Origin of the sequence: Rhodococcus koreensis (genome assembly GCF_017068375.1) — a bacterium.
Classification (GTDB): Bacteria; Actinomycetota; Actinomycetes; order Mycobacteriales; family Mycobacteriaceae; genus Rhodococcus_F; species Rhodococcus_F koreensis.
In genome coordinates, this window is record NZ_CP070609.1 from 3,268,081 (window position 1) to 3,281,499 (window position 13,419).

Annotated in this window: 15 protein-coding genes; 6 read left to right on the forward strand and 9 right to left on the reverse strand. The window is 69.1% G+C overall.

All coding sequences use genetic code 11. The features are described from left to right. Positions 1-11 precede the first annotated feature (11 nt). Positions 12-1,163, reverse strand: coding sequence for an acyl-CoA dehydrogenase family protein (locus JWS14_RS15100; RefSeq protein WP_072936978.1), 1,152 nt, complete (start codon positions 1,161-1,163; stop codon positions 12-14). Between the two features lie 181 nt (positions 1,164-1,344). Between JWS14_RS15100 and JWS14_RS15105 the strand changes: the two genes are divergently transcribed. Genes JWS14_RS15105 through JWS14_RS15115 form a run of 3 tightly spaced genes read left to right on the forward strand, consistent with a single transcriptional unit; the run spans position 1,345 to position 4,434 of the window. Then, positions 1,345-2,193, forward strand: a complete 849-nt coding sequence (locus tag JWS14_RS15105; protein ID WP_206013647.1) for an HpcH/HpaI aldolase/citrate lyase family protein — start codon at positions 1,345-1,347, stop codon at positions 2,191-2,193. Continuing rightward, on the forward strand, positions 2,190-3,197 hold the full coding sequence (locus JWS14_RS15110; protein WP_072936976.1) for a MaoC family dehydratase: 1,008 nt from the start codon (positions 2,190-2,192) through the stop codon (positions 3,195-3,197). Before JWS14_RS15105 ends, JWS14_RS15110 begins: the two co-directional genes overlap by 4 nt. 25 nt (positions 3,198-3,222) lie before the next feature. Then, complete coding sequence (locus JWS14_RS15115; protein ID WP_206013648.1) at positions 3,223-4,434, forward strand: CoA transferase; 1,212 nt, start codon at positions 3,223-3,225, stop codon at positions 4,432-4,434. Between the two features lie 18 nt (positions 4,435-4,452). Here JWS14_RS15115 and JWS14_RS15120 read toward each other — a convergent pair whose 3' ends face one another. Genes JWS14_RS15120 through JWS14_RS15140 form a run of 5 tightly spaced genes read right to left on the reverse strand, consistent with a single transcriptional unit; the run spans position 4,453 to position 7,699 of the window. Further along, the gene (locus JWS14_RS15120; protein ID WP_206013649.1) at positions 4,453-5,151 is read right to left on the reverse strand and encodes a cation efflux transmembrane domain-containing protein; all 699 of its coding nucleotides are present in this window, start codon (positions 5,149-5,151) and stop codon (positions 4,453-4,455) included. After that, a complete protein-coding gene (locus tag JWS14_RS15125) occupies positions 5,151-5,480 on the reverse strand; it encodes an ArsR/SmtB family transcription factor (RefSeq protein WP_206013650.1) in 330 nt (109 codons plus the stop codon). Before JWS14_RS15125 ends, JWS14_RS15120 begins: the two co-directional genes overlap by 1 nt. A 27-nt stretch (positions 5,481-5,507) precedes the next feature. Continuing rightward, complete coding sequence (locus JWS14_RS15130) at positions 5,508-6,104, reverse strand: cytochrome b (protein WP_095862062.1); 597 nt, start codon at positions 6,102-6,104, stop codon at positions 5,508-5,510. After that, on the reverse strand, positions 6,094-7,215 hold the full coding sequence (locus JWS14_RS15135; RefSeq protein WP_206013651.1) for a catalase family peroxidase: 1,122 nt from the start codon (positions 7,213-7,215) through the stop codon (positions 6,094-6,096). Before JWS14_RS15135 ends, JWS14_RS15130 begins: the two co-directional genes overlap by 11 nt. Further along, the gene (locus tag JWS14_RS15140; protein ID WP_387486938.1) at positions 7,199-7,699 is read right to left on the reverse strand and encodes a COG4315 family predicted lipoprotein; all 501 of its coding nucleotides are present in this window, start codon (positions 7,697-7,699) and stop codon (positions 7,199-7,201) included. Before JWS14_RS15140 ends, JWS14_RS15135 begins: the two co-directional genes overlap by 17 nt. A 210-nt stretch (positions 7,700-7,909) precedes the next feature. Between JWS14_RS15140 and JWS14_RS15145 the strand changes: the two genes are divergently transcribed. Further along, positions 7,910-8,467, forward strand: coding sequence for a sigma-70 family RNA polymerase sigma factor (locus JWS14_RS15145; protein WP_072937052.1), 558 nt, complete (start codon positions 7,910-7,912; stop codon positions 8,465-8,467). After that, positions 8,457-9,122, forward strand: a complete 666-nt coding sequence (locus tag JWS14_RS15150; RefSeq protein ID WP_241031345.1) for a zf-HC2 domain-containing protein — start codon at positions 8,457-8,459, stop codon at positions 9,120-9,122. The genes JWS14_RS15145 and JWS14_RS15150 overlap by 11 nt, the downstream gene beginning before the upstream one ends. Positions 9,123-9,140: 18 nt before the next feature. Here the strand turns inward: JWS14_RS15150 and JWS14_RS15155 are convergent, their stop codons facing one another. The 3 genes from JWS14_RS15155 to JWS14_RS15165 form a co-directional block, all read right to left on the reverse strand. Continuing rightward, complete coding sequence (locus JWS14_RS15155; RefSeq protein ID WP_095862060.1) at positions 9,141-9,344, reverse strand: three-helix bundle dimerization domain-containing protein; 204 nt, start codon at positions 9,342-9,344, stop codon at positions 9,141-9,143. 145 nt (positions 9,345-9,489) lie between these two features. Then, positions 9,490-10,791, reverse strand: a complete 1,302-nt coding sequence (locus JWS14_RS15160; RefSeq protein ID WP_241031346.1) for an amidohydrolase — start codon at positions 10,789-10,791, stop codon at positions 9,490-9,492. A 50-nt stretch (positions 10,792-10,841) separates the two neighbouring features. Further along, the gene (locus JWS14_RS15165) at positions 10,842-12,143 is read right to left on the reverse strand and encodes an MFS transporter (protein ID WP_206013652.1); all 1,302 of its coding nucleotides are present in this window, start codon (positions 12,141-12,143) and stop codon (positions 10,842-10,844) included. A 101-nt stretch (positions 12,144-12,244) separates the two neighbouring features. On the opposite strand from JWS14_RS15165, the gene JWS14_RS15170 reads away from it, so the two are divergent. Beyond that, complete coding sequence (locus tag JWS14_RS15170) at positions 12,245-13,333, forward strand: Lrp/AsnC family transcriptional regulator (RefSeq protein WP_206013653.1); 1,089 nt, start codon at positions 12,245-12,247, stop codon at positions 13,331-13,333. Positions 13,334-13,419 lie beyond the last annotated feature (86 nt).

Genomic DNA, 13,419 nt, shown 5'->3' on the forward strand with positions numbered 1-13,419 from the left:
CAGGTTGCCGACTAGATGCCGCCTCGCGACACCAACTGCGAGACGATGACGTTGCGCTGGATCTCGTTGGTGCCTTCGCCGACGATCATCAGCGGGGCGTCCCGGAAGTAGCGCTCCACGTCGTACTCGGTGGAATAGCCGTAGCCACCGTGGATACGGACGGCGTTCAGCGCGATGTCCATCGCCACCTCGGACGCGTACAGCTTCGCCATGCCCGCCTCCATGTCGCACCGGTCGCCGCTGTCGTACTGCTCCGCCGCGTGCCAGGTCAGCTGCCGGGCCGCGGTCAGCTTGGTCGCCATGTCGGCGAGGTAGTTGCCGATCGACTGGTGCTTCCAGATCGGCTGACCGAAGCTCTCCCGCTGCTGCGCGTAGGCGAGGGAATCCTCGAGCGCCGCCGTGGCCACCCCCAGCGCCCGGCACGCCACCTGGATACGTCCCGTCTCCAGGCCCTTCATCATCTGGCCGAACCCCTTGCCCGGGGTGCCACCGAGGATCGCGGACGCGGGGGCGCGGTACCCGTCGAACGACAGCTCACACGTCTCGACGCCCTTGTAGCCGAGCTTCGGCAGATCCCGCGACACCGTCAGACCGGGGCCGTGCTCGACCAGGACGATGGAGATGCCCCTGTGCTTGGGGGTCGCCTGCGGGTCGGTCTTGCAGAGCAACGCGATCAGCCCCGACCGACGCGCGTTGGAGATCCAGGTCTTGGAACCGGTGATCACCAGGTCGTCACCGTCCGCCTTGGCGTTGGTGGACATGGCCTGCAGATCCGAGCCACCGCCGGGCTCGGTCAGTGCCATGGTGGCCCGGATCTCGCCGGTCGCCATCTTCGGCAGGTACTGCTGCTTCTGCTCCTCTGTGCCGTACAGCGACAGCAGTTTCGCGACGACGGTGTGCCCGCCCATCGCACCGGCGAGGCTCATCCATCCGCGGGCCAGTTCCTGCGTCACCTGCGCGTAGCAGGGCATCGACACCGGTGATCCGCCGTACTCCTCCGGGACCGCCAGACCGTAGATCCCGATCTGCTTCATCTGCTCGATCCACTTCTCGGGGTACTCGTTGGCGTGTTCCACCGCCTGCACCGTCGGCTTCACGTCGCGATCGATGAACGCGCGCACCGTCTCGACCAGGTACGCCTCTTCCTCGTTCAGCTTGGCCATGAATCCACCTCACACTTTCCACAACATTTGTACGGCCATAATCCGACAATGTCTGCCTAAAGTCAACGATCGGTCTTGACATGACCGCTACGTCGCTGCCAGCATCAGCAGCGCAGCCGCATCAGGCTGGCCGTACATATCCAGCCCGACCCGGGCTCCCGGACCCTAGGAATGAAGCATCGTGCAGAACCTCACCCGCAGGCGCGCCGTTCTGGTGGCCCCCGGATCCGACGAGCGCAAGGCCCTCAAGGCGCTCCGGTCGACCGCCGACGAGGTGGTCCTCGACCTCGAAGACGCCGTCGCCTCCGCCAAGAAGGCCGAGGCCCGCGACCTCGTGCGCCGCCTCGTGCTCGAGTCGGACGGCTCCCGGGCCGTCGCGGTCCGCATCAACGCGCTGACCACGCCGTGGGCGGAGGACGACCTCGCCCTGTGCGCCTCCCTCGGCGCCGCGCTCACGAGCATCGTGGTTCCCAAGGTGGAGACGGCGCAGGATCTGGTCCGCGCCGATCAGGCTCTCGCCGGTACCGACATCGGGTTGCAGGCTCTCGTCGAAACCCCGGTCGGCGTGCAGAACATCGCCGACATCACCCGCGCCGTCGCCCGGCTCGAGTCCGTCATCATCGGCTACGCCGACCTCGGGGCGGCCCTCGGCCGATCTCGAACCGCCCTCCCCGAACACTGGCTCGCGATCCAGGACGGCATCCTTGTCGCCGCCCGCGCCGCCGGCATCCAGGCGATCGACGGCCCGTTCCTCGGCATCGCCGACGACGACGCCTTCCGCCACTCGGCCGCGTGGACCAGCGCGCTCGGATTCGACGGAAAATGGGTCATCCATCCCGCGCAGGTCGAGTCCGCCGCTGCGGCCTTCACCCCCACCGACACCGCGGTCGAGGACGCGCGACGCGTGATCGACGCACTCGCTGCCGCCGAAGCCGCGGGCGCCGGGGCGGCGCAACTCGACGGGCAGATGCTCGACGAGGCCGTCGCAGTCGCGGCACGACGCGTTCTCGCCCAGGTAGGTGCACAGTGACGATCACGCAGACGTATGTCGGTGGCCCGTACTTCGACGAACTCGAGGTCGGGCAGGAATTCGACACCGCCCCCGCCGTCACCCTCACCAGCGGCCTCGCCGCCGCCCATCAAGCCATCCTCGGCGACCGCCTGCGGCTGCCCCTCGACGCGCACCTGTCCCGGGCCGTCACCGGGTCCGCGGACGCCGTCGCAAACCCCGGCCTCGTCACCGACGTCGCCATCGGACAGTCCACGCTGGCCACTCACCACGTGAAGGCCAACCTGTTCTACCGCGGCCTCCGCTTCCATCACTTCCCGCATCTCGGCGATACGCTCTACACGCGCACCGAAGTGGTCGGACTGCGGGAGAACTCGGCGAAACCGGGACGCAAACCCACCGGTCTGGCGGCTCTGCGGATGACGTCCACCGACCAGGACGGCCGCACCGTCCTCGACTTCTACCGCTGCGCGATGCTCCCGTTGAGCGCGAACCCCGACGAGGACCGCGTCCGCAAGTCCGACGACCTGTCCGCGATCGGGCCGCAGTCGGAGCAGTCGTTCGCCGCCCCCGAGGGCTGGGACCTCGCCCGCTACCGCGACAAGGTTCCGGGGCAGCACTTCTCGGCCGACCTCGCCGGATCCGTGCTGCGGAGCAGCGGCGACGTGGTGTCGAGCGCCCCCGAACTGGCGCGCCTCACCCTCAACATCGCGGCAACCCACCACGACGAACGAGTCGGCGCCGACGGACGACTGGTCTACGGCGGGCACACCATCGGCATCGCGCTCGGGCAGGCCACGCGCGCCCTGCCGAACCTCGTCACGGTCCTGGGCTGGAAGTCCTGCGACCACACCGGTCCCGTCCACGAGGGTGACACCCTCACCAGCGAACTCGAAATCGAGAGCGCCGAGGAGTTGCCCGGCGGCGGCGGAATACTGCATCTGCGTTCACTGGTGTTCGCGCACAACGCCACAGCGTCCGACGTCCCCGTCCTCGACTGGCGCTTCACCGCCCTCATGGCCTGACCTCCACCCTCAAGGAGCATCTCTCGTGACCGCCCACACTCCCCTTGCCGGACTTCGGATCGTCGAGGTCTCCAGTTTCATCGCGTCCCCCCTGTGCGGACTGACCCTGTCCCAGCTGGGGGCCGAGGTCATCCGGATCGACCCCATCGGCGGCGCCGCCGACTACAACCGCTGGCCGATCACGGGCGACGGCGAGAGCATCTACTGGACCGGACTCAACCGCGGCAAGCGGTCCGTGGCCGTCGACATGCGCAACCCCGAGGGGCAGCGGCTCGTCCAGCAACTGGTCGCGGCCCCCGGCGCGGGCGGCGGAATTCTCGTCACCAACGCGGGAGGTCGTGACTGGCTCGCCCACGACACGCTGAGTGCGCTCCGCTCCGACGTCATCACCCTCGAAATCCTCGGTGGCCGTGATGGTTCCCCCGGCGTCGACTACACGGTCAACGCCGGGCTCGGTTTCCCGTCCATCACCGGTCCCGCCGATCATGCCGGGGTCGTCAACCACGTCCTCCCCGCCTGGGACGTGGCGTGCGGGCTGTACGCCGCGCTGGCCGTCGCCGCCGCGGCCCGTCACCGCGACGCCACCGGCGAGGGCACCCGCATCTCCCTGCCACTCGAGGACGTCGCACTCGCCACCGCCGGCACCCTCGGATACCTCACCGAAGTGCAGATCAACGGCTCCGGCAGGCAAGGAACCGGCAACTCCGTCTACGGCACGTATGGAACGGATTTCACCACCAGCGACGGCGCCCGGTTCATGATCGTGGCCCTCACCCCACGGCACTTCCGCGACCTCGTTGCCGTCACCGGAACCACCGCCGCCGTGGAGGCACTCGCCACCGCACTCGACGCCGACTTCGCGCGCGAAGCCGATCGCTTCACCCACCGCGACGTCCTCACCGCACTGTTCACCCGCTGGTTCCGCGAACACACCGCGGCCGAAGTGGCCGAAGCACTCTCGAAGACGTCCGTCCTCGCCGAGCGTTACCGCACGTTCGAGGAACTCGTGAAATCCGGCGAACTCGAAAACAACCCGATGTTCACCCCCCTCGAACAGCCGCGGATCGGTACCTACCTCGCCTCCGGCCACCCGGCATCGTTCGACGGACACCACGCCACCGTGGCACCCGCCTCCGCCGTCGGCGACGACACCGGCAGCGTCCTCCGCGACCTCCTCGGCAGCTCCGACTCCGACATCGCCAAACTCCTCGACAGCGGCATCGTCGGGGGGAAGTGACGCGGTCGTCGGGTCCTTTCAGTCGTCGCAGCAGTCGCAGGCAGGACCGGCGCCGGCGCCGGAGGTGGTGACCGGCGCCGGGCAACAGGTGTCGCCCTGCCACGCGTTGATCCCCTCCTTGACGGCGATCGCGGCGATGACCAGGGCGGCGATCGGGTCGGCCCAGGACCACCCGAGCAGGGAGTTGAGAAGCAGGCCGACCAGCAGGACGGCGGACAGGTAGGTGCACAGCAGGGTCTGTTTGGAATCGGCGACGGCCGAGAGGGAACCGAGTTCGCGTCCCGCGCGCCGCTGCGCCCACGAGAGCACCGGCATGATCGCGAGACTGACTGCCGCCAGCGTGATCCCGACGATCGAGTGCTCCGCCCCGCCGATGCCGAAGAGGGATCGGGTGGCGTCGACCGTGACGTACGCGGCCAACGCGAAGAACGAGAACGCGATGATCCGCAGCGTCACCCGCTCCCGCGATTCCGGGTCCTTGCCTGCGAATTGCCAGGCGACGGCCGCCGCGGAGGACACCTCGATGACCGAGTCGAGACCGAACCCGATCAGCGCGGTCGACGACACCCGCGCGCCCTCGCTCAGCGCGATGATCGCCTCGAGCACGTTGTAGCTGATCGTCGCGGCCACGAACCACCGGATCCGCCGCCCCAGGACCTGCCGCCGCCCCGCGGTGAGAGCCGGACGCGTGGCGGGCATTCCGAGTTCCGACGCCATCAGCAGCATCCGTCCGTCTCGGCGTCCGGGCAGCAGGACGGATCGACGGCCAGCACCAGGCCGATCAGGTCGTCGAGCGCGCGCCCGATCCGCGGATCCGCCAGTTCGTACCGCGTGCGCCGCCCCTCCGGCGCCGCGACGACGAGGCCGCAACCACGCAGGCAGGCCAGGTGATTCGACAGGATCTGGCGCGACACCCCGATCTGTTCGGCCAGTTCGGACGGATACCCGGGCCCCGACCGCAGGCTCAGCAGGATCTGCGTGCGCGTCGTGTCCGACAGCGCGTAGCCGAACCGGGACAGCCCGTCGCGATGGATCAACATCTCCATGCCCCGACGATACAGCGATTCCTGTATTCAGGAAACCCTGAACTCTTGATCTTGTCGTTGCGGCGGCTGGGTGGGCCGGGCTCGGCGCCCCATCGTCATCCGGCCGAGAATCCGGTCACGCAGGACGAACGTGTGGAACAGGACGGCACACAGGTGCGCGGTGAACGCGGCGAACAGCAGGTACCCGAGCACGGTATGGGATTGCCGCAACACTGCGTACAGATCCGGATCGCGGGGAGCGATCGCGGGCAGACTCAGCTGCGCGGTGAGGGCGATCGGGAACCCGCCCGCCGACAGCATCGCCCACCCGGTGACCGGTTGCAGCACCAGGAGTCCGTAGAGCACGTATTCCGACCCGGTCGCGACCATCCGCTCGGCGGGCCGCATCCCGGCGGACGGCGGCGGCCGGTGGAGGATCCGGTTGCCGATGCGCACGACCGCGAGGACGAGGATCGCGAACCCCAGCGGCTGATGCACCGTCCGCAACAGGTGGTAGGCGTCCAACGACGCCACCATCGCGACGCCGAGGAAGAGTTGGGCGATCACCAGGATCGCCATCGTCCAGTGCAGCAACCGCGACGTGAACGCATACCGGGTCGGCCGCTCGGTCCGGCTATCGCTCATCGGGCACCTCCGAAACGTTGACTCGACTCGGCGATTTCGGCTCACCGGACCGTCGGTTGAACGATTCCGCGTAGACCGCGGACCGTGCACTGAGCAATGGATCATCCGACGGTGCAATGCCGTTCGGCAGTACCAGCGGATCGAAGTTGACGTCCCGCGCGTTGCCCGGTGCTTCGGTGTCGATCGCGTCGACGGTCAGCGTGCCGACGTCGAGGGACTTCCTGTCTGCCGGCCACGGTCTGGTGGCATCGTCCGTCGGGTCCCCCGCCTCCCCGAGCGTGAGGATCATCCGCCAGCGCAGGGGTCCTCGCGTGACCTCGCGGAGGAGGGCGTCGAACAGGTAGTCGCGGCCGGCGCCCTCCTCGGTGCCGGGATGCCGGACGGGCTGCTCCGGCACCAGCCTCCAGCGCACCGGAACCGTGGCGCCGGATCGGTCGGTGCACCGGAACGCATTGAGCCCGTGAAATGTGCTGTCCCCGAATCCGGAAGTGCGAGGCTGTCGCCGGATGATGTCCATCGCCGCCGCTGTCTCGGGATGGCGTGCCAGGAACGAGGCCATCGCGGCCGGATCGGGTTTGCCGGTGTCCGAAACCTTCTTCGAGGCGAGCAGCCGATCACGGAAACCGTCCGGCGTGCGGTCGGGGAACACCGGGCTGTCGATCATCGCGGTCCGCCACTGCTCTCCCCCGGGCAACCGGAACAGCAACCCCAGACCGCGCACGGTGTCGACGGCGTCGGCAGCGGTAGGCAACCCACCCGATAACGAGAACCGTCCGGTGACCGGGTAGCGGCCGCCGGCCCGGAAGACGCTCGCCGTGGACACCGCGGACCCCGCACCGGTCGCCGTGAACCACCCGGTGGCACTCACCCCCTTCGCGTGGTTGCGCCGGAACCCCTCGTGCCGGCCGAAGACCTGCTCGAATCGATCGACGAACCGCGACGGGGTGACGGTGTGCGGGGTCAGCCGGCCGCCGGCGAACAGGAACCCGCCGACGTCCACGGCGGCGATCGCACCGACCGCCGCCAGACCGATCAGGGCGCTGCGCCGGGTGACGGTGGTGTCCGAACGACCACCGACGGAGGGTTCGTGGCCGTCACCCGTGCGCGGCATCGACCGTCACCACGTGCCACGTGCCCTTGACCCCGTCGCCGCTCGTCAGCCCCGGGGCGGAGTCCTTCGCGAACCGGTAGAGAGGATGACCGTCATAAGTGGCCTGCTCGACGCCGTCCGGGCGCGTCGTGGTGCCCACCGTGCCCGGCAGGACGGCGTCCGGGTGTGGCGACGGCGTGCCGGGCGTCGGCGGCCAGATCTCGGCACACGGGCCCACGCACCGCACCAGGTCGGCTGTGTCCTCGTCGAAGCGGTAGAGCGTGAAGCCGTCACCGTCGGTCAGCACGGTGCCGAGCGCGGTCTCTCGCGTGCCGAGCGTCGTCGCCGCATCCGATGCGCCGGTCGCCGGCGCTGTGTCCGGGGCAGCGCTCGTCGGCGCATCCGCCGCAGCGGCCGGGGCCTCGGTCGCCTGGCTGCAGCCCGACATCAGGGCAACCGCAGCGCCCGCGCAGGCCACCGCGATAATCGTGTGCTTCGCGATCATCAGATCTCCGTTCTCCTCTGTTTCCGCCCGCCGATCGCGGACGACGCCGGGGAGTACGGACCGCGGGACGGCCGCGTTCACGACGGCCGCGAACTTTCACGAAGACGCTGGTGTGAGAATCGACGGTGAACGCCGCGGCACTCACGTCCGTACACCCTGGCGGACGTCGGACGGGCCGACGACATTTCCGGTGTTGCAGGAGGTGAGGTCGTGCGGCTACGCATGTCGCGCAAGCGGGCGGAGGAGTCGGTCGGGAATTTGGCCGACAACGCGGTGTTGCGGACCGTCTACGACGATCACGCCGGCGAACTGTTCGCCCTCGCCTACCGCTCACTCGGAGACCGGGGACGCGCGGAGGAAGTGGTGCAGGAGACGTTCCTCCGAGCCTGGCGCGGCGCGGACCGGTTCGACCCGCAGCGTTCCACCGTCCGGACCTGGCTGTATGCCATCTGCCGCAACGTGGTGATCGACGCGAGCCGGGCGCGGGCCTCCCGGCCACAGCTCGCCGACACCGAGCCACCCGACGTTCCCGTGCCCGAGCGCCCGCTGGAACAGTTGCTGGTGGGACTGCAGGTCGAGGAGGCCCTGCGGCGACTGTCCGAACAGCACCGCGTCGTACTCGTCGAGATTCATTTGCGCGACCGGCCCACCAGCGAGGTCGCAGCGGAACTCGGCATCCCCGTGGGCACCGTGCGCAGTCGGGTGTACTACGGGCTGAAGGCGCTCAAACTCGTACTGGAAGAAATGGGGTGGCACGGTGACCAGTGATCGCTGCCGACAGATGCACACCTTGCTGGGCATGTACGCGCTCGGGCGCCTCGACGACCACGAAGCCGTGGCGCTACGCGCCCACCTGGACGGATGCCCGGATTGCCGGGCCGAGTTGATCCAGCTGACCCCGGTGGCCTCGGTACTGGGGCAGGCGGACCCCGACCGGCTCCTCGAGCCGCCGCCGGCGCCGTCCCCCGCACTGCCCGGCACGATCCTCGCGACGCTCGACCGCGAACGCAGCCGGCAACGTCACCGCCGGATCGCGGTCGTCGCCGCGGCCGCCGTCACCGCTCTCGGCCTGCTCACCGGTGGATTCTTCCTCCGCGCCCTCGTCCCGAGCAGCCCGCCCGGACAGCCGGTGGCCTTCACCGCGCCCGCCGCGGGTGTGGAGGCGTCCGCTCGGGTGGAGAACCGCGCCTGGGGAACCGGAATCAGCCTCGACGTCACCGGACTCCCCCAGGGCAGCACCTACAACGTCTGGCTGCAACGACCCGACGGAAGTCGCATGAACGCAGGAAGTTTCATCGCCGGCGGCGATCGGAAGATGTCGATGAACCTCGCCGTGGCGCTACCGATGTCCGACGCCACCATGCTCGGCGTCAGCGCACCCGGCGACAACACCGCCATCCTGCAGGCACCGCTGCACCCGTGACAGCGCGGAGATCGTGCGTCAGAAACTGGTGAGAGCGGCGATCTTCCGCTTCGCGGACCGTTCGACCAGCAGCGGAACGAAATCGCGCACCACCCCCACGTCGAAGGCCGCATGCACGTCGTGCACAATCTGCTCGACCGTGTGTCGTGGGACGCCGGCGTGCTCCACGGCAAGCCGGTCGACGACCAACTCGACCTGACGTCGCTCTTCGTCTACGGACATGGTCGTCCTCTCCCCTGGGAATTTCCGGGGCCACTCCACTTCGCGACCTCCGTGTCACTCGATCTTCACACGACTAAAGTTGAAAATTAAACTTACGTGAGTGTGAGATAGGCGACCCCCACCGACGTGAGGTGCGCTCGGCGGATCAGCTCGCCGCGTTCCAGGCGGCCGCCGCGGCGAGCAGCGCCCGGACCCCGGTCTCGAGGGTCGGATCGATCACCGGGGCGAACTGCGGCGAGTGGTTGGTCGGCACTCCCTCGGGCAGGGCCAGGGACGCCGTGGCGGTGAGGTCCAGGTGGGCGAACGCCGCGGGGTCGGCGCCGCCGAAATGCCAGAAGACGGAGGGACATCCGGCGGCGGTGGCGAACACACCGAAGTCTTCGCTGCCGGCGAGTGGACGTGGCATCGGCAGCATCCGGTCCGAACCGAAGGCGCCGGCGAGTGCCGTGACGACCCGTTCGGTGGCGGCCTCGTCGTTCACCGTCAGCGGGAAGTCGTTGAGGGGGCTGAATTCCGGCTCCTTCGGCGCCCCGGATGCGGCGGCCTCGGCGTCGACGACGCGGCGGATCGCGGGCAGCACCCGGTCACGCACCTGCGGGTCGAAGGTGCGGACGTTGACCTTCAGTTCCGCCTCGTCGGGGATGATGTTCTCCTTGTGGCCGCTGTGGAACGAGCCCACCGTGATCACCGCCGAATCACCGGCGGCCACCTCGCGCGACACGACCGCCTGAAGCCTCCCCACCACGGCCGAGCCCATGACGATGGGATCGACGGTGTGCTCCGGCGCCGATCCGTGCCCGCCGCGCCCAAAGAGCCGGATCCGGAAGCTGTCGGCGGCCGCCATCAATGTTCCGGGGCGGGTGACGATCACCCCGGCGGGGAACGGCCCGACGTGCTGGCCCAGGCACACGTCCGGACGGGGGAAGCGCTCGACGAAACCGTCGTCGACCATCGCCCGGGCGCCCTGCGCGGTCTCCTCGCCGGGCTGGAAGACCACCACGAGGGTGCCGCGCCACAGGGAGCGGTCCGCGGCGTACAGCGCGGCGGCGCCGAGCAGGCAGGTGACGTGCACGTCGTGACCGCACGCGTGCATGACCGGCACCGTCGCCCCGTCGGGATCGATCCCGGTGTCGGTGGAGGCGTAGTCGAGTCCGGTGTCCTCGCGGACCGGCAGTCCGTCCATGTCGGCGCGCAGCAGCACCACGGGACCGTCACCGTTGTGGAGCACACCGACGACGCCGGTCCGGCCGACGCCCTCGGTGACGTCCCAGCCCTGTGCGCGCAGCACCGCCGCGACGATGCCCGCGGTCCTGTTCTCCTGCATGGACAATTCGGGGTGCGCGTGCAGATCGCGGTAGAGGTCGGTGAGCGCGGGGAGCAATTCCGACACTGCGGCCTGGGCCGGAGTACCGGGAGGCAGAACGACGGTCTGGGAGAACTCGGTCACGGTGGTGTCCTTACGTTGTCGTGGCTGGGTGGGTTCGCTCGGAGCGGACGTCACCTGATCTCGGAACCGGCCGTCGTGGTCGGTGTCGGTTGGCGCTGTGACGCATGAGGAGAAATGGCTGCACTGAAAGCGTGGGGACGCTGCGGTGTTCCCAGCGCGAACGCGCCCGCGAGAACGGCGCCGACGACGAGGAAGGCGAACGCGGCGGTGTAGGAATAGCGATCGACCAACGCGCCCATCACCATCGGGGTGACGAATCCGGCGGCCTGACCGCCGAAGTTGATCATTCCCGACCCGGTGCCGACCAGCCCGGCAGGCAGGGTGCGCATGGGTATCGCGAAGATCGGCATGTAGCACAGCGTGGCGGAAGCGGTGGCCAGCGACAGGAGCGCGACGAATTCGGTCAGCGACGTCACCCGGTTCAGGAAGAGGATGCACACCGCGCAGACCGTCATCGCGGGGAAGACGATCAGTCGATGCCGGCCGCCGAGACGGTCGATGAGCTTGCCGCCGACGATGATCGCGACGCCACCGACCAGGGCGGGGATCGCGGACAGCAACCCGGAACCCGTTAGCGAGATGCCGCGCTCGGTCTGGAGATAGGACGGGATCCAGGAATTCAGGCCCCACACGATGATGCCGTAGCCGAAGAACATCAGGGTGAACCGCCACATGACGCCCGAGGCAAGCACGGCCCGCAATCCGCCCTGCTGGTCCGGTCGGACCTCGGTGTCGTCGGACTGCGGCAACGTGGCGGGCAGCCACAGTTGGATCGCCGCCCACACCAGAACTCCCAGACCGGCGATCGCGAAGAACGACATCCGCCAGCCCCACAGGGCGATGATCGGCGCCGCGATGAGCGGGGCGAGCACCGCGCCGAAGGCGTTGGAACTCTGCGCCCACCCGGTCGCGGTCATTCGCTGTCCCGGCGCGGTGCGCTCGGCGACCGCCTTCATGGCCGCCGCGGGATACACCCCCTGCCCCACCCCGAACAGGAACCGAATCGCCAGCAGCACGGCGAACGCCCAGGCAGTGCCGGTCAGGGCGGTGAACAGGGACCAGATCAGCAGCGACCAGGAGACCACCCGTCGGGAACCGAACCTGTCGGCGAGCAGACCGCCGGGAATCTGGCACAGCGCATAGGACAGGAAGAACGCGGAGATGACCATGCCCTGCTGGGTGTGGCCGAGACCGAACTCGGCACCGATCGAGGGCAGTGCGAGGTTGATCGCGAGGCGATCGATGTAATCGACGACCCACGCGGCGAACAGAAGGATCACCGTGATCCGCGCGGCCCGGTCCAGTGGGGTCCGATCGGCGTTGGCGCGGTGCACTTCTGGTGGATGTTTCACAGTTTCTCCCGGATGACAGGGTCGGCGAATCACCGACACACCAAGTCGACGCCTCGGCACCTCCGACACGGCCGCCGCGCACTGGGTGAAGATTAGGAACCATGAGGGTCGCGAGAACGAAAACGCAGGATTCCGTCACCACACCGTCGGACACGCCGGAATCCGACAGCCGACGCGGCGACAAGGCACCGTCGACGGGTGGGCGTCCACCGTTCGACGAGCTGGACCTGGCCCTGATCGACGCCCTCCAGACCAGTCCACGTGCCCCCTGGTCACAGGTCGGCACCGCACTGGGCATCGGGGCGACCACCGCCGCCCGCCGCTGGCACCGCCTGACGGAACTCGGGCTGTCCTGGGTCACCGCGTATCCGGCGCCGTCGGACGATCACTGCGTCGCATACGTGGAAGTCCGCTGCAGTCCCGGCGCGATCGAGCCGCTGACCGACCAGCTCGTCTCCGATCCGCGAGTGTTCAGTCTCGAGCAGGTGGCGGGAGACTTCGATCTGTTCCTCAGCGTCGTGACGCGCGGGCCCGCCGCGCTCGCGCACTTCCTGAGTCACGACCTCGGCGCGCACGACGGGGCGCTGTCGGTGAATACCCGGGTGTCGCTGCGCGGGTACCGGGAGGGCAGCAGCTGGCGCGTGCGCGCATTGGACCGGGACCAGCGCGCCCAGCAGGGCGCGCGTCCGGCGTGGACGCACCCGGATGCGTCCTCGAGCCCGGACCTCGTCCTGCTCCGGGCACTGGGCGGCGACGGCCGCCGCAGCTACGCCGAACTCGCCGCCGTCACCGGCATCGCCGAGCCGACCGCGCGACGCCGGTTGCAGCGGATGATCCGCCAGGGCGAGATCCTCTTCCGCTGCGACTTCGCCCAGCAGCTCGCGGGCTGGCGGCTGCTCGCCACCTACCGGATGAACGTGCCGGCCGATCGTCTCGACGACGCCGCGCGCGAGCTCTCCGCCCTCCCCGACGTGCGCCTGTGCGCCGCGGTGACCGGAAACTGCAACCTCCTCGTGTCGGTGTGGTCACGCTCGGCGGAGGAGACCGCCCGGCTCGAGGGGCACTTCGGTGAGCGGATCCCGGGCCTGACCATCACCGCACGCACCGTGACCCTGCGCACCGTCAAACGCATGGGTCAGCTGCTCAACGCGGACGGCACCGCCGCCGAGCACATCCCGCTGGAGATGTAGGGACCACGATGGATTCGGCTGCTCGTCGCCCCACCGGGGGTTCGTGAATAGTCGCATCCAGCAGCGAGCCCGTTGCACCCCGGTGT